The organism is Methylomonas rosea, from assembly GCF_024505055.1.
GTDB lineage: Bacteria > Pseudomonadota > Gammaproteobacteria > Methylococcales > Methylomonadaceae > Methylomonas > Methylomonas rosea.
In genome coordinates this window covers 1-25,423 of sequence record NZ_JANIBL010000005.1, presented here as the reverse complement: position 1 = coordinate 25,423, position 25,423 = coordinate 1, and the positions used below count along the sequence as shown (strand labels likewise).

Genomic DNA, 25,423 nt, shown 5'->3' with positions numbered 1-25,423 from the left:
AGTCTCGATGCATGTAGTGCTTGCGAAATGGCCACGTCCGGACTCAAGGTAACATTTTATACAGGCCGCGCGTGGCAATCGCCATAAGCGGCAGCAGTACGCCGGTCAAACACAGCAGCGCATTTAAGGTAGTTAGGCTGGCGCTGGCATCCCATATAGTCAGCGAACTATTCAAAGATATATTGGAGGGCGCCAAAAACGGAAACATGGACACACCCATGGTCAAAATCACCATCACCACCGTCACCGCACTGGCCAGCAGTGCCCAATATGTCTTATCCAGACGCGACAACACCAACGCGGCTATCCCGCAGACAAAGGCCAAAACAGGCAAGGCCCATAAGGCCGGTTCGTGTTCGTAATTGTCCAGCCACAAACCGTCGCCGCGCTTCACAAATTTGGTCAAGGGGTTGGAAACGCCGTTCGGCATAATCTCGGTACTGACGTGATAGCCTTCCAGATGGGTAATCCAGCCGCCCGCCAGCGCAAACAACACCAAAAACGCCAGACCGCCGGACATTGCCAACGCTTTGCTGCGCTGATAAAGCGCGTCTTGGGTATGCGTTTGCAGATAAATCGCGCCATGCACTGTCAATAACGCTACGCAGGTAGCGCCGACCAGCGACGCAAACGGACTGAACAGCCCGGAAAAACTGCCCAGAAAAGCAATGTGCATATCGCTGGCCAAATGAAACGGCACACCTTTCAATAGATTACCGGCCATCACCCCCAACAGCGCCGCCGGCAGCAAGCCACTAATAAACAGGGCTTTATCCCATTTTTTCAGCCATTCCTCGCGAGTCACGCTAGCTCTGAAATACCAACCCAAAGGCCGCACGAACAGCGATAACACCGTCAACAACAGCAAAGGCTGAAAACTGGCAAACGTCGCCGCATACACCGTTGGCCAGCCGGCAAACAATACACCGACAGTCGCCAAAAGCCATATCTGATTGCCGGCGCTGGTTGGCGCCAACCTGGCGACCAGCGCGGCGCGCTGTGGTTCGGACGCATTTAAAAAGGGTAACAGCATGCTCACGCCGATTTCGATACCGCTGCTCAGCACAAAACCAATCACAAACAAGCCCAACACGCCCCAACTGACCAAGCGCAGCATTTCATAATCAAGCAACATAACTTGGCTCCTGGTTAATCGGCAACGCGTCGGCGCTGCCCTGCTCGATAAATTTTAAAGTTAACATCACAGCCAAAGCCAGCAGCCCGGTATACGCCAAACCGTAAGCCACCAGACTGACTGCTAGATCGGCAACAGTCAACGTGGACACACCTTGCCAGATGGGCAGCATATCGGCAACCAGCCAAGGTTGCCGGCCGAATTCCGAGATAAACCAGCCGCTGGCGCTCGCCAACCACGGCAACGGTAAGGCATAAAAACTGGCCTTAAATAACCAGGCATGCCGCCAACCGAGGATATTGACGGCATTCGCCGCTAAAAACAGCAGCGCCAGCAATGCGCCAGCCGCAATCATCAATCTATATCCCCAATACAAGGGCGCGGTAGCCGGCAAACTGGCGCGCACGGCTTGTTCTATCTGCGCCGGGCTGGCGTCGGTCACACTCTCCCGCCAACGTTTCAGCAATAAGGCATAGCCCAAATCAACTTTGGCGGCGGCAAACGCCGCCAGTAATTCCGGCTCCTTTTTGTCATCGCGCAATTCTTGCAGCAGGGAATACGCTTTTACGCCATTGCCGATGCGCTGGCGATTTTGTTCCAGTGCCGCGTCACTGGGTAGACCGTTAATTGCCGCCAGCTTGTTATGCTGCATGGCACCGGCGCCATAAACACTGGTATCGCCTATCGCCATGATAACAATCACCGTCAGCAAACCAAAAGCGGCCGCGATGCGGTAAGAACACTGCGCCAACTCGGTTTCGCGCTGCTTAATTAAATAGTAAGCGCTGATAGCCAACACAAAACCGGCGGCCACCACATAACTGGCCAGCAAGCTATGTACAAATTTCGCCCAGGCCAGCGGATTGCTCAGCACCAGCGACGAATCAAGCAACTCCAGGCGTAGCGTTTGGGGATTTAATTCCGCACCCACTGGATTTTGCATCCAGCCGCTGGCCAGCAGAAAACCGAACAAACTCAAGTGACAGCCTATAGCGATTAGCCAAGTTACGCCCAGATGCGCGCCTTTGCCCAAGCGCTGCCAACCCAATAAAAACCAGCCCAGCGCATTGGCGACTATGAACAAACCGGCAAAACCCAGTAATAAAGGCATGGCGAACACATCGCCTACATAATGCGAAAAATACGACCAGTTGGCCCCGAATTGACAGGCCATCGCCAGCGAAGAGGCCATGCTTAAGCCAAAACCGATGGCAAACAACTTGCCCCAAAATTGCGTCAGCCGCTGGTAAACCTCCTGCCCGCTGATGACAAACCAGGATTCCAAGCCCGCCAACAATAACGACAAACCCAGCGTCAACGGTACGAATAGAAAATATTGCACCGCATGCAGCGCAAACTGCGCCCGCGATAACACAACAACCGTTTCGGAAATCATCCCCTCTCCTCGGTCTAGCTCAAAAATGCGGGCAATTATAGAGTTATCCGCTTGCTTGTCTGCGATTTTCTCGACCGCTTCGCATTAAAACCGGCGGGAAAAACTGGAGAATGCAGACTACTGATATACACTTTTCACCTTACAAGCACACATTCCAAAACCTCATGGGCTTTACTCCGCGCAACATCGTTGGACTAAAAATAGTCGGTATAGCCCTGCTCTACGCCATGTTAGCCAAACTGGTATTGGCTTTTTTTTCCGACAACGGCAATGTCACGCTGGTTTGGTTTCCAGCCGGTCTGGGGATGGCCACCTTTCTATTGGGCGGCAAGCGCTATTGGCCGGGCGTGTTCATCGGCGCTTTTCTTGCCGGCATGCTGGTCGGCGACTCCTGGCTAATCTCCGCCAGCATCGCTACCGGTAATATCCTGGAATCCTGGCTTGGCGCTTGGCTGCTGCTCGGCAACCCAGGCTTTTCTTTATCGCTGCGGCATCCTCGGGATTTTGCCTGGCTGACATTGACAGGCATCATCGCCGCCTGCTTCAGCGCCCTGATCGGCCCCATGACTTTGTTTTTAAGCAAGTATCTGCCTGCTGACGCCCTGCTGCCCAGTATGCTGCACTGGTGGATGGCCGATGTATTGGGAATCGCCTTGGTCACGCCTTTAATTCTGATCTGGCGAAACTGGCCGAAAGACTGGTTCGCCCCCAAACGGGCTTTGGAAACGCTGGCATTTATTGCAACAAGTTTTCTGAGCGGCCAAGCAGTGTTTTTAAGCTGGTTTCCCAACCTGCTGAGCGTTTACGGCCAAACCTATTGGGCCTTCCTGTTTGTGGTTTGGGCGGCGGTCAGATTCGGCCGGCACGGCGTGTTGCTTTTGGTGACTATGACCGCCATTCAATCGCTGTGGGGTTTGCTGCATCAGTTGGGCGCGTTCGCCACCGCACACCTGCAAAGCGGCCTGTTAAATATCTGGTTTTATCTGTTCATCCTGGCTAGCGTGGGCATACCGCTGGCCCTGACTTTATTCCATCAGCAACAAATCAACCAGGCTCTAAAACAAAGCGAAGCCCGCTTGAGTTTTGCATTGGAAACCATCGATACCGGCGCCTGGGACCTGGACTTACAAGATTATTCGGTGCAACGCACCGACATACACGATCAAATCTTCGGCTACAGCCATCTGCTACCGCACTGGACATATCATACTTTTCTCGGCCATGTGGCACCGGAGCATCGCGACATGGTTAATGCCGGTTTCCAGCATGCCCTAACCACGCACAGCAATTGGGATTTCGAATGCCGCATTCGCCGCATCGACGGCGAAATCCGCTGGATTCGCGGCTCCGGTTGTCACCAACTCGGCAATGGCCCGCGCATGACGGGTATTCTGCAAGACATCACGGCATACAAATTAGCCGAAGAAGATCGGCAACTAGGCATGTTGTTTTACCAAAATTGCAGCGAAGCGATGATGATCACCGAAGCTGATGCCACTATCGTCTCGATTAACCCGGCATTCAGCCGCATTACCGGTTATTCCGCCGAAGACATAATCGGCAAGAACGCCCGGATTCTGGGTTCTGGCCGGCATGACGATAGTTTTTTCCAAGCCATGTGGCAAATCATCAATACCAAAGGGAAGTGGCAGGGCGAAATCTGGAATAGACGTAAAAACGGCGAACTCTATGTCGAGCAGCTCAACATCAACACCATTTTCGACAGCAACGGTATACCGCTAAAGCGCATCGGCCTGTTTTTCGACATTACCCAGCGCAAGCTCGGTGAAGAACAACTGTGGAAACAGGTTAATTTAGATCCGCTCACCGGTATTGGCAACCGCCGCCTGTTTTACGACAGACTGGAGCAAGACATTAAGAAAGCGCAGCGCGGCGGCTGGTTTTTGGCCTTGCTGGTGGTGGACATCGAGCACTTCAAAGAGATTAACGAGCGCTTCGGTTATGCGCAAGGCGACAGCATTTTGCAGGAAGCCGCGCAACGGGTGCTGGCAAATGTCCGGGAAACCGATCTGGTAGCGCGAATGGATGGTGCGGAATTTGCGATTATCCTCACCGAGCTGGAAAAAATCGACAGCGTGGAGCGCATCGCTAAATTAATTATCGAAAAACTCGCCGAACCATTTGCGCTGGAACACGACACAGCCCAACTCAATTGCCGTATCGGTATCGCCATCTGCCCTTATGATGCCGACAATACCGAAGCGCTGAAACAAGCGGCCATGGATGCCGCCAAAAAATCCGCCTCGCAAACGTTCCAATTCGCTAATCCGCCGACCGCGCTTTAGCAACGATCCCGCCGCACCTCAACACACCCGCTGCCGCGGAAACACGCAACGGAATTTACTGCCTTTACCCAATTGGCTTTCAATATCCAATTTAGCATCGTGCCTGACCAACACATGCTTGACAATGGCCAAACCCAAGCCGGTGCCGGGGACTTTTTGATTGCGTTTAACTTCCGCGCGGTAAAAGCGCTCGGTAATCCTGGGAATATCCACGCTGGCGATCCCGTCCCCAAAGTCTTCCACTTCAAAATAAACGCTACCGTCGGGCTTACCCCGCCAACTCACTTTAACCGGCGAGCTGGGCTGTGAGTATTTCATCGCATTGACCAACAGATTGCTGAAGGCGCTGCGCAATTCTTCCATATCACCACGCACATTGGCACGGCTATCCAAAACCAGCTCGACCCGGCGCTCGTCTCGTTCCAGCAGATCGCTTTCCTGGCAAACCTGCCCGAGTAACTCCGGAATATTGACGCATTCGAATTTTTTGGTTTTGCTTTCCAGACGCGCCAGCAGCAGCAAATCGTCTATCAATGCCTGCATGCGTTCGGTTTGCGCGGCCATGTTTTGAAACGAGCGGGTATAGCGGCTGGAACCGTCATCCAGTTCTTGCAGGGTTTCCAGATAGCCGCGTAATACGGTGATCGGCGTGCGCAATTCGTGCGAGACATTGGCCACAAAGTCGGTACGCATCCGTTCGATATTCTTCAAATGGGTCACATCCTGAGCCATCAACAGGCGCAATCCGGCCCCGTAGGGGAAGATACCGATTTGCAAAATCATGTTTTCGTTTATCGGCGACGGAATGCAGATTTTGTTTTGGTAATCCTGATCTTTTAGATACTGAATAAATAGCGGATGCCGCACCAGATTAGGAATCCGTTGACCATTATCGGACCGTTTCAGCCCCAGAAAATCGTGGGCAACCTTATTGCTCCACTCAATCTCGCCATACGCGCCCAACACTACAATCGCATCGGGTAAGGCACTGGTGGACTTGCGAAAGCTTTCCAACATCTTGCCGAGCTTTTTCTTGCGGCGTTTCTGACTTTTACGGATTTTATACAGGTGATAGTAAATGTCGCCCCAGATGCCTTTAAAATCGGGGCGTTCGCCGATCCCGCCCTGACTGAGCCAACGTTCCAGCTTATTTACGCTGATGGTCTGCCTGATATACAGAAATAGCGTAATCGCCAACAAAAAATGACTGAAGTGCCCAACAAAAAAACTCAGCAGTAAAGCCGGTATCAGTAAAGCAATAGCGATATTTATTTCCCGCTGCCAACGCTGCATGAATAATCAGTGCGCCATCGAAAAGCGGTAACCGAATCCGCGTACGGTCTGGATCAGTTCCTCGCGACCGTATTCGGCCAGGATTTTGCGCAAGCGGCGAATATGCACATCCACAGTACGTTCCTCGATATACACGCTACGGCCCCAGACCTGATCCAGCAAATGGGTGCGGCTGTAAACCTTATCGGGATTGGTCATAAAAAACTGCATCAATCTAAACTCGGTAGGACTGACTTCCAGACTGCGGCCGGCAATAGTCAGCTTGTGTTGCTCGGCGTCCAGGGTTAAGTCGCCTACGCTGAGCAGGCCGGACTCCGACAATTTACCGCTACGGCGCATCACGGCCTTGATCCGGGCGATGAGTTCCTTGGGCGAAAAAGGCTTGGTTACATAATCGTCGGCACCAATTTCCAAACCGCGAATCTTGTCTTCTTCCTCGCCGCGCGCGGTGAGCAAAATGATAGGCAATTCCTTATAACCCGGCTCGTTTTTCAGGCGTCGAGCCAGCTCAACACCGCTAATGCCCGGCAGCATCCAGTCCAGGATAATTAGATCCACCATGTTATCGGCCAGACTCTCCCTTGCCTGCTCGGCGCTACCAACGGCGATCACAGTCAGGTTGGCTTGCTCCAACACCATGACCAGCATCTCCCTGATAGCTTCTTCGTCTTCCACGACCAGGATTTTCAAGTTCGACATAAGCATGTTTAGTCTAAAGGGTCCAAGGATAGCGCTAATTTAGCAGCGCTATATTACCGTTTTGTGACAAAAAAAACCGGCCAATCCCAGTTACTACCTACCCTTGCCAGGGTCCGGCGTGGGCCGCGCCATCGCTCCACTATCGCCGACCGGCGCGGCAAAGGCGTCGGAAATCAAGGCGCTTACGTTACCGCCGCTCAACGCTTCCAAAAACACTACCAGGTCGGCGATTTCCCGGTCAGACAAAGCCAGCGGTTTGAGCAAGGGCGATAAATTTTCATTGGCCGCGCCGCCCTGATTGTAAAACTTCACTACGTCTGCCAAGGTCGGCAACGAGCCGTTATGCATATAGGGCGCGCTGAGCGCGACATTACGCAGCGACGGGGTTTTGTAGGCCCAGCGGTCGGCGGGATTTTGACTGATTTCGTAATAGCCCAGGTCGTTGGCTTTCTCAGTATTTAGACCTTTCAAATTGTCGCTATTCACATCCACGAACACGCCCGGCGCGACTTGCACTCTGTGCTTTTCCGGAGACCTTTGCATGGACTCGGTATAACCAATGCCGGTGTTGTGGCGTTTTTGATCGGTAAATAAAGCAGTTTTTTCGCCGATGCTATGACAAGTGCTGCAAGCCGCTTTGCCGGTAAATAAGGCAAAGCCGCGTTGGGCGGGCTCACTCAGCGCGCCTTTTTGTCTGCCGAAATACCAACGGTCGAACGGCGAATCGGCGGCATTCAGAGTCCGTTGATAACTGGCCAAGGCCTGGCCTATGGTTTCCATCGTCGGCCCTTTGTTAAAGGCTTTTTCGAACAGTCCGCGATAATCGACGCTGGCTTTTAGCTTGTCCACCACATAAGCAATCGACGGATTTGCCATTTCATTATGCGCCAGCAGCGGCCCCCAGGCTTGTTGTTCCAGGCTGTTCTCTCGACCGTCGTGAAACAGCAACTGCGCATAACCGACGTTGTACAAGGACGGGCTGTTACGGCGCACACTGCGCCCTTCGATCCCGACCGCCGTGGTCATTTCGTTATTGCTGAAACCTTGTTCCGGGATATGGCAAATCGCGCAGGAAAACGTGTTGTTCAGCGACAAGCGCCGGTCGTAAAACAACTTGCGGCCCAACGCGATTTTGGCTTGGGTCAGCGGGTTGTCTTTGGGCACCGGCAACTTCGGCAAACCCAGCGGAGGCTTTTGCGCCAAGGCCAGCAAATTAGCCGGTTGGCCGCGCCGCTGCGCCAGCGCCAAGGAGCGGGTTTGGTAATCGGCTTGCTGGTAATTTTGTTTATTGTCGCCGGGTTGAAATAACATTTCGGGGTTGGCTGCTTGTACTTTGGCCTGCGGCTTGGCGTCGGCCAGCAAGTTAAGCACATCGTTGATCAAGGTGTCGGCATGCAGGAAATCCACGCTATAAATATTGCGGACGTTCTTGTCTTTATCGATCAAATACACCCGCAGCAAATGCGAAAACGTACCGGTGAACTGGCCTTTGTCGTCGTAGACTTTTTGTACGTTTTGCTGGTAACCATCGAGGATGGGCTGCAAAGCGGCTTCGTCGCGGGTGGTCAGAAACTGCCAGTCGAAGTTGCCGGTTTTAAAGCCTTCGCCGTAATGGCGCATCATTTCCGGCGTGTCTTGCGCGGGGTTGAAGCTGAGCGTTAATAACCTGAGTTTGTCTGCCAATTCCGGCTGCTTTTGCAATTGCCGGCTGATTTTATGCAGCACCTGGGTAGCCAGCGGACAGCCGTTGACGTCGCTACAGGCGGCGTAGATGAAACTGAGTATGACGATTTTGTCGCCCATCAAAATGTGAAGTTGTTTGGGCTGGTTGTTGCTGGTTATTACTTCGCCGTTGGCGGCTTGGGTGATGATGGGTAGGGTGTAGGAGCCGGGTTTTGCGGGTTTAAAGGGTAATTCTGTGTATCCGGGGGCTAAGGGTTTATTCTCTTGGGCATTTGCGTGAGTGGTAATTAATAGTATGCCGAATAGTAGTAGGAGTTTCATGTGCTTACTCTGAACAGATCACGCATCGAATTCGATGGCTTGCCCCCTCTCCTGCTGGAGAGGGCAGGGGTGAGGAGATTTAGAATTAGGTGTCGCTGCTGCGACGGCTTGATTTAATGTCGGTTCGCGGACCGACGACCGCGATACTTTTCTTTGCTTGTCCAAAGAAAAGTATCCAAAAGAAAAGACACCCGGATGCCGCTTTTATCCTGCGCTCCTCGCTTTTGAACGGGGTCGCCGAAAGGAGCTTCCTGCCCCTTCGGCAACTCGATGCATCCCTACCGCCCCCTTCGGGCTGCTCACTCGGTACATCCATGTACCTCGCCCTTCGGGTGCTGCGCATGCAAATCGGCTATCCTGCCGATTTGTCCGTTCAAAAGCTCCGGTGCTCGGCGCGGCATACGGGAGGAAACCCAACCTGAATTCGAAGGACTCTTTATTTTCGTGTAAATGAAGTAGCCTCGATGCAGTAAAACGGAATCGAGGGTTAGACGACTTTGATTATCCTCAACTCCGCTGCGCTTCATCGACACTACTTGCTCAAAGCTCATCCGGCAAACGAATCAGCTCCTGGTCTTTGTCTATTTTCATGGTTACGATAGAAATGATTGCGTGCCTTACTATGTTTCCAGACTGATAGACGACTGAAAGACGCTGGCTATCAAGCAGCTGATGTGAAAGCACCCGAGATACTCCGGTTAACACTTCAGTAAATGCTAAACCTTGAGGATTAGAAACACCGATGCTGGATAAGTCTTTAGACGAAAGCTTTCCGTCTGCATTTGTGTCCAGGGTTACATACTCGAAATATAATGCTCTAGTGGGATTATCTCGTGCTTCCTTTGATTCCTCTCGTAATTGCTCAGTAGTCAGCACTACGTTGCTTTGCTTAGGAAACAACCATCGTGCCGTTTTGTCCGAACCCATCAAAAAAAGGATATTCCTTGTTTCAGAACTGTTGTAGCCACCTGAGGAAAAGCCTCCTGATTCTCTCTCAGCAGTCAACGACACCATTTGGGCATTTGCACCGATAATGTTTTGAACCCGATCAAGGCGAAGAAGTATTTTGTCCCTGGAGGCCGATTCGCCAGACGGAACTTTTATAGTTCCTCGATTTTGCAGCTGGTCGTTATTAAATAACGATACCCCACCGACGAGAATGCCTACCCCAACAAAGACAAGCAATAACAAGATGCTGTTAATTTTTTCAAGCACGCGAAATAGTCGTTCCATAGGCTTTCTCAGATTACTTTATTTTTTTAAATCATAGTCAATGTCCAAGCAACAAGCCCGCGTAGCTCCGATTAGCGATAGCGTAATCGGAGGAATGTTGACTTCGAAATGTGCGATTACGCAAGCCAATCGCACCTAAAATTTGATTGGCAGCTTTTTGCCTTTTCAAATTAATTTTCATTGACTGCTAGGGGGTCAATGATTGTCGGCCAAAGTCACCATCAAAAACACCTTATTACATTGCTCGGACGGCAAATATCTCCAAAAATTCGAGATGGTTTTCCTCCCGTATGCCGCGCCGAGCACCGGAGCTTTTATCGAGATCAGCCCGAAGGGGTGCGGCAGGAACGCCGCACGTCGGCGGAGGGGCTGGGAAGCCCCTTCTGCCGACCCTCGATAAAAGCTTCGTCGCGCAGGATTAAAGCGGCATTCGGGTGTCTTTTCTTTTGGATACTTTTCTTTGGACAAGCAAAGAAAAGTATCGCGGTTGTCGGTCCGCGAACCGACATCAAAATACCCGTCGCGATAGCGACACTAACACGACAACCCCGGAAGTTACCCCGAACAACAAAGCTATTTAGGCGAACCACCATACAAAGCATACGCCCCAAACCGCATTTGATGCGCCCTACCCAGCTTCTCTTTATTAAAATCAATCGAGAACTGCTCGGTCAACTTGCTGCCATCCCAGCTGTACGCTTTGAAGAATTGCTCGTTATCCGCGCCTTTCTTGTCCCAGTTGGCTAACAGCGACGAAGTGTAATACAGACGTTTGCCGTCCCAACTCGACGACACCATATTCACCTGCGCACCGATTTTTTGCTCGAACACTTGTTTAGGATGAAACGGATCGCTAATGTCGAAACGACGAGTCATGCCGTCCATGAAGGTGTTGACCCACAAGGTTTTGTCGTCGCTGGAGATGGAAATGTCCACCGGCAGCGGGATTTTGGCCGGTTCGCCGATGTCCGCAACATCTTTAGCTTGCCATTCGCCTTTGTCGTCTTGATGAATCAACCAGATTTTCGAGGTCAACGCGGTGCTGGTGAAGCAGTAGTTATGATCTTCCGCCCAGGCGCAACGGATTTCCAAAGGCGCACCGGGGACGTCGAAGACTTTTTTCGGTTGGCGGCTGTGTAAATCCCATTGCACCACGGTGTTGCCGAAACGCTTCATCGCTTCCGGATCAGCCAGCATCTTGCCGAAATCCATCATGTAATTCGACCAGCCGGTAAACGACGAAGTCAGCATCAGGTTTTTGCGCGGCAATACCCGCACGTCGTAGTTATAGCCGTCGGCGTATTTACCGGACTTGATCGCGCCTTCTAAGTTGCTGTCGGTCGGCAGCCAATAGGTGGCGATGTATTCGCCGGCGTTGCTGTATTCCACAATCGCGGTGCGGCCGCCGTGGTCTTTGTTATTGGACAAGCCGGTGATGATCATCCTGCCCGGTAAGGCGTAGAGGCTGTGCGGCCCCACCACGCCGCCGCTCTTGGCGACGAAATCGGTGATGGTTTTGCTGAGTTTAGGCTTGGCGGGGTCGGTAGACACGTCGAAGATGAATATCTTGTTGGTATCCAGACCACCGGCCCACAGAAATTTACGGTCGTCGGTAAAGTCGGAATGGTGGGCTTCGTTACGGCCGCCTACAGACAGGCTGCCTATCACCTTGCCGTATTGTTTGGATTTGGGATTGACGTCGACGGTGACCAATTTGTCCTGCTCGTCGCCGACGCCTTCCGCGCCCAAGGTCCAGATGTAAACGAAATCTTCCTGGCCGGTGATTTTTGCCATGTATGGCGAGGCGCAGGTTTCGTCGGCAGTGGCCGACAGGCTGGCGGTGCCGAGCATTAGCGCGGCGGTAAAGGTGCTTAGTTTAAATGTCATGGTGTTCTCTCCCCTGGTTGTTGTTATCGTTCCCACGCTCCAGCATCACTGCCATTGAGTTAAGAAAAATCACGTCGTTCCGGCAGGGATTGCCGGAACCCAGAAGCCAAGGACGGCGGAGGCCTTTCACATCCTTGTGAACTGGATACCGGCAATCCCTGCCGGTATGACGGTTTAACTTAATGGCAGTGACGCTCCAGCATAGGAATGCATGTTAAATCGGTCCTGCGGTTCGGAACGCAGGAGCGTCCCTGGCTCGGTTCCAACGCCGGAGCGTGGGAACCATAAGCCATCGTCAATCGCCCGTGGTCGGGTCGATAATGGTAGTGATTTTCTCGATGCGATTGGCCGGAAAACCGCCCTGCTCAGCGTGTTCGCGGATCGCCTGCTCGCTGTCGGCAATATAAATGCAATAGACCTTATCGCCGGTCACATAGCTCTGTAGCCATTGGATGCGCGGCCCCATGTCGCGCAACACGCCGCAGGATTTTTGGGAAATACCTTGCAGCTCGGCTTGCGTCAGCTGGCCGGCGCCGGGAATATCGCGTTCGATAATGTATTTGGGCATGATGATCTCCTAATAAATGACCGGTCGTCTAAATTGCCGGCGTTAAAAAATGCTGCCGGGTGGGCAGCGGTTATTTAGATAGATGTAGGATGTGCCGACAACAGGAGGCGCATCTGTCGCGAACGATGCGCTTCACTCCGTTCAGCACATCCTACGGTCCTATCAAGTAACATCAAACCGCAAAGTTCAATAATAATCTGGAGACCAATTCCGCTGTTGTTCTTTGAGATCATTTAAATTAACTTCTTTCACTTTCATCTCTTCCTTATACAAAGGGAATGGCAAATCATTTATTATTAAGCTAAAGTCACTATCCGAAGCCTCATTATCTTTTAGCGCCCCCTTACTTTCGAGAATCTGAAGAAAATTATAATTAGCTTCTCTGAAGATTTGATAACGTGTACTTTCGTCAAACACAAAGTCTCTCCAAAAATTTGAAAATAAAATCAAATTTTCCATTCTAGTTATCCCTATATTATGCAATGCCATAACCATTCGCACTACAGACATATTTGAACTAAAAGATAAAGATAATTCGTCGGATATGTCGTAACTCTTTGGAGACAGCCAAAAATAAGAATCATCACCCTTGGCATAATCTACGTAAAACGTCTCCTCCCGCTCAGAGATAATCCTATTTCTAAAAATGAAATCCACTCCATTTGGCCCATCAAGGTACAAACTATCTAAACTATTTTCTATATATTCGCATAGCCTACTATAAGTATCAGGCTTCCAATTACAAAGCTCGGCATAGAGCCCTTTCGCCAAATGATCATTAAATTTTCCTAGTTGTCTTGCAAATTCTATTTTATTTTTTCTTGGGCAACGTAAGGCGTCAACAAGAATCAAATATTTTGCTGCCTCTTCTTTCAGCACTAGTTTTAAAACTCTTGATGCTCGAAAATGTTCGGCTTCAACAAGAAATCTGTAAGATCTATTAAGTTCAATGCAATTTTCATAAATAGCATCGAGCCCTTGAGATATTTCCCGATAACAGTCATTATCAGCAAGTTGATTGAGATCTTTTATTGCGCGATGCTTCATTTGTTCTCTCAATAAAATCTAGTCAAACCCGAAAGTAATCATCCAACAAATCCCGGCAAACCGCCTGCAAAGGTTCCACCGATTGTTCGACTTTCATTCTCAGCAAAGCCCCTTGCCAGCCGTTCAACATCAAATCCGCCATGCTTTTCGCCGAACGGTCTAGCCTTACCGAACCTTGCCTTTGGCCCCGCTCCAACGCCGCTTGCTGTAAGGCACTGTATCGGCCAACCGCATCCAATAAGGCATCGCGGCATAATGGACTGGTGTCGCCAATCTCGCCCATCAAGTTGCCCAGCAAACAGCCTCCCTTGAAACCGCTTTGCGCCACTTCGCCGATCAATCCGGTGTAATAGGCTTTCAAGGCGGCCAAGCCATCCGTTTCCGGGTCTTGCAAATGGCCGGACAAACGGATGATAAACGGCTCTATGTAATGGTGGATCGCCTCGGCGGCGAAGCGTTCTTTGCTCTCGAAATAGGCATAAAACGAGCCCTTGGGAATCTGCACGGTATCCAGAATCTCTTTCAAGCCGGTGGCGTGGTAACCTTTTTCCAGCAACAGGCTCACGCCCTGCTCCAGGAGCTTGTCTTTTTTGATCTGTTTGGGTGCCAACTTCGCCATGGGCCACATTATGCGACCGGTCGTCTTATTTTGTAAATAAGTTTTTTCTAATTTATATGAAACATCTTGGTTTTGACAGGTCAGGGTATGTGGCAGCGTCACTACTATTCGCTGGCTTGTCGCACAACTCCCCCAAAACCAGCAAGCGCCAACCCCAACAAATTAGCGCCATCCGCCAAGCTAACTAGCGATTTTTCCGCCCTAATATGCTATTTTGGACGCTCTGTTATTTTTCCCTACCCAACCAGCAACATGAGCATAAAATCAGACAAATGGATTCGCCGCATGTCCGAGCAACACGGCATGATAGAGCCGTTTCAGGCCGGGCAAGTCCGTGAATCCGCGCAAGGCCGCATCATTTCCTACGGCACCTCCAGTTACGGTTACGACGTACGCTGCTCCAACGAGTTTAAAATCTTCACCAACATCAATTCCACCATCGTCGATCCGAAAGATTTTGACGAAGGCAGCTTCGTGGACGTGAAATCCGACGTATGCATCATTCCGCCCAACTCGTTTGCGCTGGCACGCACCGTGGAGTTTTTCCGAATTCCGCGCGATGTGCTCGTCATATGCCTGGGTAAATCGACTTACGCGCGTTGCGGCATTATCGTCAACGTCACCCCGCTGGAACCGGAATGGGAAGGCCATGTGACGCTGGAATTTTCCAACACCACACCGCTACCCGCAAAAATCTACGCCAACGAAGGCGTCGCGCAAATGCTGTTTTTCGGCGGCGACGAAATCTGCGAAACCTCTTACCGGGATCGCGGCGGTAAATATCAAGGCCAAACCGGAGTAACCTTGCCCAAGGCTTGAGTGCCCGATTCTTTAAACGCCACCTCACCATCCATTAAATACATGATGCCGACCAGTCAAACCGAGACGCTCGACCAGTATTATCAGCAAGTTCAAGACATTATCCTGAAACGCCAGGATTGGATAAGTGGCCTGCTACCGGCCAGTACCGCCGTCACCACCCACGGCAATTACACCGACGCCTGGGTGCGGGACAATGTTTACAGCATCTTGGCGGCCTGGGGCTTGGGCTTGGCATACCGTAAGGTAGACGGCCAACAGGAGCGTACTTATTTATTGGAGCAAAGCGTCGTCAAATTGATGCGCGGCCTGTTAACGGCAATGATGCGGCAAGCGGCGAAAGTGGAAAAATTCAAGCACAGCCAAGACCCATTGGATGCACTGCACGCCAAATACAAAACCACTAGCGGTGAAGTAGTGGTCGGCGACAGCGAATGGGGACATTTACAACTGGACGCCACATCGCTGTTTTTGCTGATGCTGGCGCAGATGACTGCCTCCGGCTTGCGCATCGTGTTTAGTATCGACGAAGTCAATTTCGTGCAAAATCTGGTGCATTACGTCAGTCGCGCTTACCGCACGCCGGACTACGGCATCTGGGAGCGTGGGAACAAGATGAATCACGGCCTGGCGGAATTGAACGCCAGCTCCATAGGTATGGCCAAGGCCGCACTGGAAGCCATGTCCGGCTGTAATCTGTTCGGCAAAGACGGCGGTCAGATCGCCATCATCCACGTCATCAGCGACGACATCGCCCGCACCCGTATTACCCTGGAAGCCCTGCTGCCACGCGAGTCCATCTCCAAGGAGGTCGATTCGGCGGTGCTCAGTGTCACCGGCTTTCCCGCGTTCGCGGTCGACAACAAAGCGCTGCGCGAAAGAACCGAGTCGCTGATCGTCGACAAACTCCAAGGCCGCTACGGCTGCAAACGCTTCTTGCTCGACGGCCATCAAACCGTGATCGAAGACCATCAGCGTCTGCATTACGAACCTCACGAATTGAAACAGTTCATGGACATCGAATGCGAATGGCCGCTGTTTTTCTGTTATCTATTACTAAACAAATTGTTTGCCGGGGATAGTGAAGGGGTTGGCGATTATCGGCGCCGCCTGGAAGACCTGCTGGTCGAGCAAAACGGCCAATGGTTGTTACCGGAACTTTACATCGTGCCGGACAGCGCCATCGCCGCCGAAAAACGCCACCCGCACAGCCAAACCCGCGTCCCTAACGAAAACGTGCCGCTGGTCTGGGCGCAAAGCTTATATATCCTGGGTGGCTTGCTACAAGACGGCTTGATTAGCCTGGACGACATCGATCCGCTGGGACGCTACAAAGCCACCCGCCTGTATCCCGATTCCACCTTGCAGATTGCCCTACTGGCCGAAGACGAACAGGTACAAGACGAGTTGCGCGGCCGCGGCATTCCTTCGCAAACCTTAACCGAGATTGCGCCTATTCAAGTCCGCGACGCCAGCGAATTAGCCGATGCCTACACCCAGGTCGGCCGCAATGACCGCATCGGCCTGAGCGGCAGACCGCTGAGGCAATTACGCACGCTGGCTACCTCCAAACTCTATGTCCTGGCAGGCGAACCACTATTATTTCTACCGCAGTTCATGAACCAAAAGGGCTTCTACATTGCGATGGACAACCAGTTGCTGATTCAGCGCCTGCGCATGGAACTGGCTTACATCAGCCGCCATTGGGACAATCCCGCTCAACCCTTGCTGGTGATCAATATAAAGCACAACATGCTGGGCAATGAAGACCGGCAAGTTTTGCTGGGTTTTATCGACCAACTCCGGGAAGGCAATGTGCAAGGCACGCCGGTAAAACTGGGGCTGTTGACCGATTTTGTGAAAACCTCCAGCCGGGAAAAAATCGGCTATCTGCACGATTTTACTTTTTCCGAAGCCTGCTGGGAGGAAGTGGAACGGCCGTTCGCCAACTTACTGGCTTTCGACGGCCAAACCCCGCAAGCGCTGGACAGCTTCGTATTGACGGAATGGGAAATCGGCGACGACGCGCAACTACTCGCGCAATTGCAAAACAATCCCAACCTGCACGCGCAACTGGAAGCCTTGGCCCTACTCTGCCAACGCCACGGGCTGGACCACGACACCGGCTTGCGCAACAGCGACGGTACCCCTTGCCAGGTACGGGATTTACTGGAAGAAGTTTATGTGCGGGCCGGTGACCGCCATGCTTGGTATATCGTGCGCCGCTGCGCCGGCTTGGTGGGTAAGTACGACATCAATCTGGAACAGGCGGCCACGGAAATATTGGTCCGCCAACACGGCTTGACCGTGGGCCGCGCCTACAGCGGCAAAGCGACGTTGCGCAGACCGACCGACTCCTGGCAAATCCTGGATACCATCCGCACCTTTAACCCAAACGACAGCAGCCAGCAGATCATCATCCAGGAACTAATTATCTACTTGGGGATGCTGATCAAGTTAAAACCGGAACTGTTCGCCGATATGCACACTATTCGGGTCGGCCATATCCTGCAATTGATTATCGCCAGACAAAAGCGCCTGACCAGCACCTCGCTGGACCAAGCTTTCAGCGACATTTTGTCGCTGCCACCGCATCAAGTGGCGGAGTTGTTGCAAGAAACGCTGGAAGATTACAACAACAGCGAAAATCAGCTCGGCCAGGTAGAAACCCTGAATTGCGAAGGCCCGCATCGCGATCTGACGGCGGCGCGTTTTCCCGAGTCGATGAATCCGAAAGACCGTGGCGACGCTGACGATTGGTACGCTTGGCGCGAACAGCAAGGCAGCGTCGGCCGCGAGAACGAGGTATTTTTCGCCGGCGTATGGGACTTATTGCATCATTGCAAAGGCCTGATGGTCGGCGAAAAATACAATAGCAAACGCCGGATCGACAGCGAGATCATGCTAGCGCAAATGACCGCCGGCGAACAAAGCTTTAGGCTGCATATCAACCATATTCTGAATAAAATTCAGGCGCCGGTGTATCGGCAATTGAGCGTGGAAGCGCTACGTGCGTTGGCGTCCATCGTCCGCGATTATCCCGACCTTTACATCGACGACACCTTGGTCACGGATATTTTAATCGGCCATGCGGTCAGAATCAGCTGGCTACAGCAGCATCCGCAATATCGCGATCATTACGAAGAATGCGTATCGCTGGCTTGGCAGGCGTTTTACCAGTTGCCGCCGCATGCACTGGCCAACGCGATACTCGATGCCTTGATTCACCTGCTCAACAACGCCACCCCAACCTCATGAGGACGCATATGATTCTAGCCGGCGACATCGGCGGAACCAAAACGGTTCTGGCCTTACTCGACAGACAAGCCGACGGCACGCTGAGCTGTTTGCAGGAACAAACCTTTGCCAGCGGCGAATTTCAGACTTTTGAGGAAATTCTGGATCTATTTCTGAGCAACAGCCCAACGGTGACATCGGCCTGTTTCGGCATCGCCGGGCCGGTCGTCAATCAACGCTGCCAAACCACCAACCTGCCGTGGCTACTGGATGGCGAGCAACTCAAAATTCGGCTCGGCACCGAACGGGTGAAATTGCTGAACGACCTGGAAGCGATGGCAATCGGCATGCTGCACTTGCAGGAACAGGACTTTGTCGAACTCAATCCCAACGCCGAGCCGCAAACCGGCAATATCGCTGTAATCGCCGCCGGCACCGGTCTCGGCGAAGCGATGCTGCATTGGGACGGCGAAAAATATCATCCGATTGCCACCGAAGGCGGTCATTGCGATTTTGCATCGCAAAACCCGCAACAAGACCAACTGCTGGTTTATTTGCGCAGCCGCTATCCGGATCATGTCAGCTGCGAGCGGGTTTTATCCGGTATCGGCTTCAGCAATATCTACGATTTTCTTGCCGATATGCGTTTCGCCCCGCCCTGTCCCGCTGTACCCGCCGCCACCGAAGCCCGCGGCGTTGATCGCAATGCGCTGATTTCGCGCTTGGGCGTGGACGGCGAAGATCCCTTGTGCCGCGAAACAGTGCGCTTGTTTGCCGAGCTTTACGGCGCGGAGGCCGGCAATCTGGCCTTGAAAGCTTTTGCTACCGGCGGCGTATTCATAGGCGGCGGCATTGGCCCGAAAATCAGATCGGTGCTGGAATCCGGGGAATTCATGCAGGCTTTTGTTACCAAAGGCCGGTTTCAGCCTATGCTCGCCAAATTATCGGTCAAGTTGGCTTTGAATCCGCGCACCCCCTTGCTGGGTGCGATGTATTATTTTGCCGCGCAATAAGCATTTCGTATTGATCGACATAAAAAGGGGCAGGCAGCGGCGGAATCGGCTAGGCTTATCAGGCAACCTTTTTGAAAATAAGCCTTTGCTAGCATTTACGTACTAGCAGCGTAGCCGAGACATGGTCCAATCCAAGCAGAAACAAGCCAGTTTGCAAAAATCGCTATCCATACTTCAAGCCGCGCTCGACTCCAGCACCGACGCTATATTGGTAGTCGATCTGTTCGGCAAAATCGCGACTTTCAACCCCCAATTCATGCGGATTTGGGGCATCCCGGCAGGCTCTCTACAGATCGGCGACGATGAAAAATCGCTGAGCTATGCATTGAAGCTGTTGAAAGACCCACCTGCCTTCCTCAGCCGTATCGAGGAGATTTATAAAAACCCCAAACAACGGCACGCCAGTGAACTGGAGTTTAAAGACGGCCGCTTTATTGAAAGCTATTGCCAACCGCAATATTTGGACGGCCAACCGGCTGGTCGGGTCTGGAGTTTTCGGGACATCACCGAACAAAAAACGTCCCGCAAACGTTTGGCCCAATTAAGCTTTGGTATGGACCAAATGCATGACAGCGCTTATTTGATCACTGAGAACGCTGGATTCGTCTACATCAACAACCAATCTTGCAAGGCCTTGGGATATAGCCATCAAGAGTTGTTGCAGATGAGCGTATTCGATGTAGACCCTTGCTTTCCACGCCATGTATGGGCCGCGCATTGGGCAGAACTGAAAATTAAGCGCTCGAACAAGCTGGAAACCATCCACAAAACTAAGGATGGCCGGCTGTTTCCGGTAGAAGTGGTTGCCAATTATTTCGAATACGCCAACGTCGGCTATAACTTGGCTATCGCTCGCGACATCAGTGAGCGCAAGCGCATCGAAGAGGCTCTGCAACAGGCCGCGCTGATTTATCAAAACAGCAGCGAAGCCATGTTGTTGGCAGACTCGGACGATCGCATTCTGACAATCAACGCCGCGTTCACCACCATTACCGGCTACCAATCGGATGAAGTCGTCGGTAAACACATAGGCATTTTAAACACCGGCGGCCACAGCGAAGCCATGTGGCAAGCCATTCACAGCCAGGGCAGTTGGCAGGGCGAAATCTGGGACAAACGTAAAAACGGCGAGTTGTTTGCCAAGTGGTTGACCGTCAATACCATCTTCGATGCCCAGCAAACCATGCAGCGCCGGGTGGCATTGTTTTCCGACATTACCGAAAAGAAAAAAACCGAAGGCGTCATCTGGCAACAAGCTAATTTCGACCCTTTGACCCAATTGCCGAATCGGCGCATGTTTTACGACCGACTGAGTCAAGACATCAAAAAAGCCCACCGCGAACACAAACGCCTGGCCCTGCTGTTTATCGACCTGGACTTATTCAAGGAAGTGAATGACACGCTTGGTCACGACATGGGTGACGAGTTGCTGCAAATAGCCGCACACCGCATTTTAGCCAGCGTGCGAGAAACCGATACCGTGGCCCGCCTGGGCGGAGACGAGTTTACTGTGATCCTGAGCGATGTCGGCGACCCAGCCAATGCCGAGCGCATCGCCGGCAACCTGTTGCAAAAAATGACCGAATGTTTTCAGCTGGGTAACGAAATTGCTTATATCTCGACCAGTATCGGCATCGCTTTTTACCCGGACGATGCCGACAACCTGAAATCCCTGTTAAAACATGCGGACCAGGCAATGTATGCCGCCAAGCGCCAGGGCCGGAATCAATATTGCTTCTTCATCCCGACCATGCAGGAATCCGCGCAAGCGCGGCTGCGGCTAAGCAACGATTTAAGATTGGCCCTTGCCGGGCAGCAGTTTTATTTGTGTTACCAACCCATCGTCGAACTGGCCACCAATACGGTGCGTAAAGCCGAGGCGCTGATCCGCTGGCAACATCCGACGCGGGGCCTGATCAGCCCGGCGGATTTTATTCCGATTGCCGAAGAAACCGGCTTGATTAGCAGTATAGGCAATTGGATTTTTCAGGAAGCCGCCGAGCAGACCAGCCGCTGGCGCCAATCGATACACGAAAAATTCCAGATCAGCATTAATAAGTCGCCGGTCCAGTTTCGTAACGAGCGCGACAGCCATCGCGATTGGCTGGATCGCCTGGAAGCGCTGAGCCTTTCCGGGCAAAGCGTCGTCATCGAAATTACCGAAGGCTTGCTACTGGATGCCAATAACAGCGTGGCTGAGCAACTGCTATCCTTCCGCGATGCAGGTATTCAGGTGTCTCTGGATGATTTCGGCACGGGCTATTCCTCGCTGTCTTATCTGAAAAAGTTCGACATCGATTATCTGAAAATAGACCAGAGCTTCGTCCGCAATCTGGCGATCGGTTCCGACGACATGGCCTTATGCGAGGCGATCATCGTGATGGCTCACAAACTGGGAATAAAAGTGATTGCCGAAGGCATAGAAACCTCAAGCCAACGCGAATTGCTTACCGCTGCTGGTTGCGATTTCGGACAAGGCTATTTGTTCGCAAAGCCTTTACCAGCTCGGGAATTTGAGAGATTGTTTGCCGACTGTAAGCTTTAAAAAATCAGCAGCTGAGAGAATAACGGAAGGGATGCCAAGCAGGCATGAACATCGAAAACTATTTAGTTGGGAGCCACCGAGAAAACACGTCTTCCGGTGGCAGCCGTTAATCAATCCTGATTGGATTGACTAGATGCGTCCTTAGTGAGCGGCGCTATAAACTTTCATCATTTCTTTGTAAAGCTCCAGAGTAGCTTTCAAGCTAGCTGTGGCGTTGGCGTCGCCTTTTTCGATCTCATCGCGGGCAACTTTCAGTTTGTCGCCAGCTCTTTGACGCAAACGCTCGGTTTGCTCGTAGCGGAACTCTTTTTGTGACTGACGAACATCGCCCAGCGCTTTCAAAGTGCCTTCTTTGTCGCCTTTTTCCAGCAAACTTACAGCTTCTTCTACTTTGGCAACGGTAGCTTCACCGGCTGCACGAACTTTGGCGTCGCCAGCGCTGTTTGCATTAGCTGATGTGGAAACCAATGCTGCGGCGATCACCAAAAATGAAGCCAAGGTTTTTTTTACTGTGTTCATACAAATCCTATCAATTGATATTTAAGTGTTTTTTTAAACCACATTAAAATTACAAATTTATGACTGTATATTTTAATCCGGTTGCTTGCTCAAAGCCTTTTCATACTACCATAGATTCTGAAAATAACAGCAAAACCGGGAAAAATAACTCAATTCCCACAAACGAAAAACGGTATTGATTATTGCGCCGCCAGCTCGGCAATGTGTTTGATAAACCCCGTCTCATTGACGAAGGTAATATCGTACATTTTGGTTAACCCCAACACCTGCTCATCACTAACACCCAAGACCAGTAACAGAAAGTTTTCCTTGGCGATATCCAGTCTGCGCCGCATTTTGCAGTATTTTTCGATAAAAGAACGAAATTCTCCGGATTTACATTCTATAAATACCGGTATACGTCCGTTAATTAGAAAAAATACATCCACTTCATATTTATCTTCGTTGGCAAACTGAATATTAAAGCTTCTTAAGCAAGAGAAAAGTCCTTTACTTTCGTAGAAGTGTTTCAGCAATTTCATAAACACATACCATTCCAACCACTCGCCATTAAAAAACCCGACGATGGCTGACATACTCTGTAAAGTAAGATGGACTCTCTTTTCATTTTTATTATAAAAATACTTGGCAACAAATGAGAACTCATACAGATTTTTACAAAAACCGGTAATGGTTTTAATTTGATTTTGACTGTAATCGTTTAAATTCAAAACTACCGATGCGTAGTTATTTCTCTGGGCTTTTCTAATTTTATCCAGCACATCCTGCAACAGCGGAAAGTTATCGCCCAACTCAACCGCCACTTCATCATAAAAACCTTGCGTATCCAAGGCATTATGATTTACTTCGACCTGAACATTCTTACGCTCGAACCAGCTGATAATAGGCTTGTATTGCATGCTGTTGCTCATCACCGCAGTATTATGCAGATCCACTTCTTCGTCTTTATGCAAGCGCATATTGGATCGCGAAATTTCCGCCACGGGATTCCCCGCCTGCTCTAACTCCCGATATTTGCCCAATAACAAGCCGTATTTATCGATCAGTTTCTTCACAAAAACCACGGTATCGTGAATTGCCGATGCTTGTTCGCAAACCGGGCATTTAACCGTTTTGCCCACATGTTCATTCGGCACTTCGCGTAAATAGGCACAATTGTTACAGCGCAGAATTGCCATAAGGCGTCCTTGAATGTTTATTACGGTAATTAATTTACTTGGCTGGACAGAATAACCGCTTAATCAGCTTGCGCTAAAACAGGCGTTTAGCTCATGCCGTTTTAGGAGAAAACCAGCGCATTTCAATCGCGGCAGACATCGCCACGGCTGCAAACGGGTACCTCATCGCGTTCGTTGGAGAGCCGCATCTTGACGCTAACAATCCACCCTAAACCTAACGGGTAATGCGGGTAGCTGTGTCACAAATCACCCCATCCGTCCTGCAATTGTAGACATGCCTGCACAGACCTCAACCGGAAAATACGGCAAAAATACCTATCTAACTGATCTAAAACAAAAAAATTAGATAAGCCGGTTATTTTTGAATCTGGATCAAAATTTGCTGAGAAGTTTAAAACGGCTGCACAAGCCTTATCCCGCACTCTCGATCACAGGTGATTTATGAGCAAAATCGGCATTTTTTTCGGAACGGATACCGGCAGCACCCGGCTAGTGGCAAAAAAGATTTTCAGCTTGTTGGGCGAAGAGCTGGCCGACAAACCCAAAAACATCAATCGGGTTAAACCCGAAGAACTATTGCAGTACGACGCACTGATATTAGGTACTCCCAGCTATGGCATCGGCGACTTGCCCGGCCTGGGAGCCGGATGCCAGGAGCGCAGCTGGCAAGAGTTCGTACCCACTCTGGATGGCGTCGATCTTTCCGGCAAACGCATCGCGCTATTCGGCTTGGGCCATCAAGAACGCTATGCCTCGCGCTTCGCCAGCTCCCTGATCCAGCTTTACCAGGTATTTTACGGATTCGGTGCCGAGATGATCGGCCGTTGGAGCACGGAAGGCTATACCTTCGAACATTCCGATTCGGTGATCGACGATCAATTCGTCGGTCTGGTACTGGACCAACGCGGTCAACCGCATTTGACCGACGAGCGCATCAGAGTCTGGCTGGCGCAAGTCACGCCGCAGTTGCTGCCGGTCTTGGCGGAGGCCGCCTAAATGTTGGCCTCATCCATAGAGGAGCGGGACTCCCTAGATTTAACCCCGTTAGCCGACTGCTCAAACTGCGCTTACCGGGATACTTTACTGGCCACCGGCACCTGCAAACCGGGTGACCGTTGCGTGGTAGCGGAAAGCGGCCGACAAATCGACCGGTTTTTCAAAGCTCACCCGGTCTACGCGTTAAATTACACCCAAGATCCTTTCTGGGAACGGCGCGCGATTGCGGCCCAGTATTTGCCGACCAATCATTTACGCCCCTTACTCACCGACCCCGACGAGGCCGTGCGCAGGGTACTGGCCTATCGTGTGCCGGTGGAATGGCTGCTGGAATTAAGCCAAGACAGCGACAGAGAAGTGCGAGTGACCGTGGCCGACCGTCTGCCGGAAACCCAGCTCGAACTAATGGCCAACGATCCGGATTACTTGGTACGCGCTTACGTTGCCAAACGCTTGCCCAAGGGCCGCTTGTTCCGTTTGGTCGCCGACCCGGACAACGAGGTGCGCCGCACCGTCGCGGAACGTATTCCCAGCGTGAGCTTGGGCTTGATGGCTGACGATCAGGAAGTGAACATCCGCCGTATCGTCGCCCAGCGCATGGAGGTTGACGATCTGGCCATGATGAGCAAGGACGAAGACTGGACCGTACGCTATGAAGTGGCGCTGCGCGCAGAGCCGGAACTACTTAAACAGATGCTCGACGACGCCGATGAAGAAGTCAGCTTTACCGCTCGCGAGCGCTGGGAAGCCTTGGCGATGGAGGCCGCGCATGCCGCAGACTGAACACATCGTCGGCCTGACCTATGCGGACCGCCTGCGGATGGCGACCGAGTCCCGCCACCAAGCATTGAAAGAACGGCTGGGCTCCGACCTAGCCGCCCTGACTTCCTTGATGGGTCCGATGAGCGACGGCCCGGAATGGCCGGCAG

The 25,423-nt window shown here is 51.7% G+C and carries 19 protein-coding genes; 7 read left to right on the top strand and 12 right to left on the bottom strand.

From position 1 onward, the window contains the following. Window positions 1–43: 43 nt before the first annotated feature. Entirely contained in the window at window positions 44–1,135 is a 1,092-nt protein-coding gene (gene cydB / locus NP589_RS02635) for a cytochrome d ubiquinol oxidase subunit II (protein WP_256605562.1), read from the bottom strand. Next, window positions 1,125–2,531 carry a cytochrome ubiquinol oxidase subunit I gene (locus tag NP589_RS02630; protein WP_256605561.1) on the bottom strand — a complete coding sequence of 469 codons (1,407 nt, stop codon included), beginning with the start codon at window positions 2,529–2,531 and terminating at the stop codon, window positions 1,125–1,127. The genes cydB and NP589_RS02630 overlap by 11 nt, the downstream gene beginning before the upstream one ends. 164 nt (window positions 2,532–2,695) lie before the next feature. On the opposite strand from NP589_RS02630, the gene NP589_RS02625 reads away from it, so the two are divergent. After that, window positions 2,696–4,837, top strand: coding sequence for a sensor domain-containing diguanylate cyclase (locus tag NP589_RS02625; protein ID WP_256605560.1), 2,142 nt, complete (start codon window positions 2,696–2,698; stop codon window positions 4,835–4,837). An 18-nt stretch (window positions 4,838–4,855) separates the two neighbouring features. Here NP589_RS02625 and phoR read toward each other — a convergent pair whose 3' ends face one another. The 8 genes from phoR to NP589_RS02585 form a co-directional block, all read right to left on the bottom strand. Next, window positions 4,856–6,130, bottom strand: coding sequence for a phosphate regulon sensor histidine kinase PhoR (gene phoR, locus NP589_RS02620; protein WP_256605559.1), 1,275 nt, complete (start codon window positions 6,128–6,130; stop codon window positions 4,856–4,858). Between the two features lie 6 nt (window positions 6,131–6,136). After that, window positions 6,137–6,829 (bottom strand): phosphate regulon transcriptional regulator PhoB, encoded by a 693-nt coding sequence (gene phoB / locus NP589_RS02615; RefSeq protein WP_064008439.1) that lies wholly within the window; start codon window positions 6,827–6,829, stop codon window positions 6,137–6,139. Window positions 6,830–6,922: 93 nt separating this feature from the next. After that, on the bottom strand, window positions 6,923–8,833 hold the full coding sequence (locus NP589_RS02610) for a cytochrome c peroxidase (protein WP_256605558.1): 1,911 nt from the start codon (window positions 8,831–8,833) through the stop codon (window positions 6,923–6,925). A 540-nt stretch (window positions 8,834–9,373) separates the two neighbouring features. Continuing rightward, window positions 9,374–10,066 (bottom strand): hypothetical protein, encoded by a 693-nt coding sequence (locus NP589_RS02605; protein ID WP_256605557.1) that lies wholly within the window; start codon window positions 10,064–10,066, stop codon window positions 9,374–9,376. 573 nt (window positions 10,067–10,639) lie between these two features. Next, window positions 10,640–11,953 (bottom strand): methanethiol oxidase, encoded by a 1,314-nt coding sequence (gene mtoX / locus NP589_RS02600; RefSeq protein ID WP_256605556.1) that lies wholly within the window; start codon window positions 11,951–11,953, stop codon window positions 10,640–10,642. 295 nt (window positions 11,954–12,248) lie between these two features. Next, a complete protein-coding gene (locus NP589_RS02595; RefSeq protein WP_256605555.1) occupies window positions 12,249–12,521 on the bottom strand; it encodes a DUF4242 domain-containing protein in 273 nt (90 codons plus the stop codon). Between the two features lie 186 nt (window positions 12,522–12,707). Further along, window positions 12,708–13,568, bottom strand: a complete 861-nt coding sequence (locus tag NP589_RS02590; RefSeq protein WP_256605554.1) for an AbiV family abortive infection protein — start codon at window positions 13,566–13,568, stop codon at window positions 12,708–12,710. A gap of 22 nt (window positions 13,569–13,590) precedes the next feature. Further along, a complete protein-coding gene (locus tag NP589_RS02585) occupies window positions 13,591–14,187 on the bottom strand; it encodes a TetR/AcrR family transcriptional regulator (protein ID WP_256605553.1) in 597 nt (198 codons plus the stop codon). Between the two features lie 252 nt (window positions 14,188–14,439). Between NP589_RS02585 and dcd the strand changes: the two genes are divergently transcribed. The 4 genes from dcd to NP589_RS02565 all read left to right on the top strand — a co-directional run bounded on the left by dcd (window position 14,440) and on the right by NP589_RS02565 (window position 21,801). Further along, window positions 14,440–15,006, top strand: a complete 567-nt coding sequence (dcd, locus tag NP589_RS02580) for a dCTP deaminase (RefSeq protein ID WP_256605552.1) — start codon at window positions 14,440–14,442, stop codon at window positions 15,004–15,006. Further along, window positions 15,007–18,264, top strand: coding sequence for a phosphorylase b kinase regulatory subunit alpha/beta (locus NP589_RS02575; protein ID WP_256605551.1), 3,258 nt, complete (start codon window positions 15,007–15,009; stop codon window positions 18,262–18,264). A gap of 8 nt (window positions 18,265–18,272) precedes the next feature. Then, window positions 18,273–19,256 (top strand): glucokinase, encoded by a 984-nt coding sequence (gene glk, locus NP589_RS02570; RefSeq protein ID WP_256605550.1) that lies wholly within the window; start codon window positions 18,273–18,275, stop codon window positions 19,254–19,256. Window positions 19,257–19,377: 121 nt separating this feature from the next. Then, window positions 19,378–21,801, top strand: a complete 2,424-nt coding sequence (locus tag NP589_RS02565) for a sensor domain-containing protein (protein ID WP_256605549.1) — start codon at window positions 19,378–19,380, stop codon at window positions 21,799–21,801. A gap of 141 nt (window positions 21,802–21,942) precedes the next feature. Here NP589_RS02565 and NP589_RS02560 read toward each other — a convergent pair whose 3' ends face one another. Beyond that, window positions 21,943–22,320, bottom strand: a complete 378-nt coding sequence (locus tag NP589_RS02560) for a hypothetical protein (protein WP_256605548.1) — start codon at window positions 22,318–22,320, stop codon at window positions 21,943–21,945. A 179-nt stretch (window positions 22,321–22,499) separates the two neighbouring features. Next, entirely contained in the window at window positions 22,500–23,498 is a 999-nt protein-coding gene (locus NP589_RS02555) for a hypothetical protein (protein ID WP_256605547.1), read from the bottom strand. Between the two features lie 441 nt (window positions 23,499–23,939). On the opposite strand from NP589_RS02555, the gene NP589_RS02550 reads away from it, so the two are divergent. Next, window positions 23,940–24,494 (top strand): flavodoxin, encoded by a 555-nt coding sequence (locus tag NP589_RS02550; RefSeq protein WP_256605546.1) that lies wholly within the window; start codon window positions 23,940–23,942, stop codon window positions 24,492–24,494. Continuing rightward, window positions 24,495–25,277, top strand: coding sequence for a 4Fe4S-binding leucine-rich repeat protein (locus tag NP589_RS02545; protein WP_256605545.1), 783 nt, complete (start codon window positions 24,495–24,497; stop codon window positions 25,275–25,277). Window positions 25,278–25,423: the final 146 nt, after the last annotated feature.

Excerpts from the sequence above, each read along its gene's own strand:
- cydB (WP_256605562.1), bottom strand. The coding sequence starts at position 1,135 with ATGTTGCTTGATTATGAAATGCTGCGCTTGGTCAGTTGGGGCGTGTTG.
- NP589_RS02630 (WP_256605561.1), bottom strand. The coding sequence starts at position 2,531 with ATGATTTCCGAAACGGTTGTTGTGTTATCGCGGGCGCAGTTTGCGCTG.
- NP589_RS02625 (WP_256605560.1), top strand. The coding sequence starts at position 2,696 with ATGGGCTTTACTCCGCGCAACATCGTTGGACTAAAAATAGTCGGTATA.
- phoR (WP_256605559.1), bottom strand. The coding sequence starts at position 6,130 with ATGCAGCGTTGGCAGCGGGAAATAAATATCGCTATTGCTTTACTGATA.
- phoB (WP_064008439.1), bottom strand. The coding sequence starts at position 6,829 with ATGTCGAACTTGAAAATCCTGGTCGTGGAAGACGAAGAAGCTATCAGG.
- NP589_RS02610 (WP_256605558.1), bottom strand. The coding sequence starts at position 8,833 with ATGAAACTCCTACTACTATTCGGCATACTATTAATTACCACTCACGCA.
- NP589_RS02605 (WP_256605557.1), bottom strand. The coding sequence starts at position 10,066 with ATGGAACGACTATTTCGCGTGCTTGAAAAAATTAACAGCATCTTGTTA.
- mtoX (WP_256605556.1), bottom strand. The coding sequence starts at position 11,953 with ATGACATTTAAACTAAGCACCTTTACCGCCGCGCTAATGCTCGGCACC.
- NP589_RS02595 (WP_256605555.1), bottom strand. The coding sequence starts at position 12,521 with ATGCCCAAATACATTATCGAACGCGATATTCCCGGCGCCGGCCAGCTG.
- NP589_RS02590 (WP_256605554.1), bottom strand. The coding sequence starts at position 13,568 with ATGAAGCATCGCGCAATAAAAGATCTCAATCAACTTGCTGATAATGAC.
- NP589_RS02585 (WP_256605553.1), bottom strand. The coding sequence starts at position 14,187 with ATGGCGAAGTTGGCACCCAAACAGATCAAAAAAGACAAGCTCCTGGAG.
- dcd (WP_256605552.1), top strand. The coding sequence starts at position 14,440 with ATGAGCATAAAATCAGACAAATGGATTCGCCGCATGTCCGAGCAACAC.
- glk (WP_256605550.1), top strand. The coding sequence starts at position 18,273 with ATGATTCTAGCCGGCGACATCGGCGGAACCAAAACGGTTCTGGCCTTA.
- NP589_RS02565 (WP_256605549.1), top strand. The coding sequence starts at position 19,378 with ATGGTCCAATCCAAGCAGAAACAAGCCAGTTTGCAAAAATCGCTATCC.
- NP589_RS02560 (WP_256605548.1), bottom strand. The coding sequence starts at position 22,320 with ATGAACACAGTAAAAAAAACCTTGGCTTCATTTTTGGTGATCGCCGCA.
- NP589_RS02555 (WP_256605547.1), bottom strand. The coding sequence starts at position 23,498 with ATGGCAATTCTGCGCTGTAACAATTGTGCCTATTTACGCGAAGTGCCG.
- NP589_RS02550 (WP_256605546.1), top strand. The coding sequence starts at position 23,940 with ATGAGCAAAATCGGCATTTTTTTCGGAACGGATACCGGCAGCACCCGG.
- NP589_RS02545 (WP_256605545.1), top strand. The coding sequence starts at position 24,495 with ATGTTGGCCTCATCCATAGAGGAGCGGGACTCCCTAGATTTAACCCCG.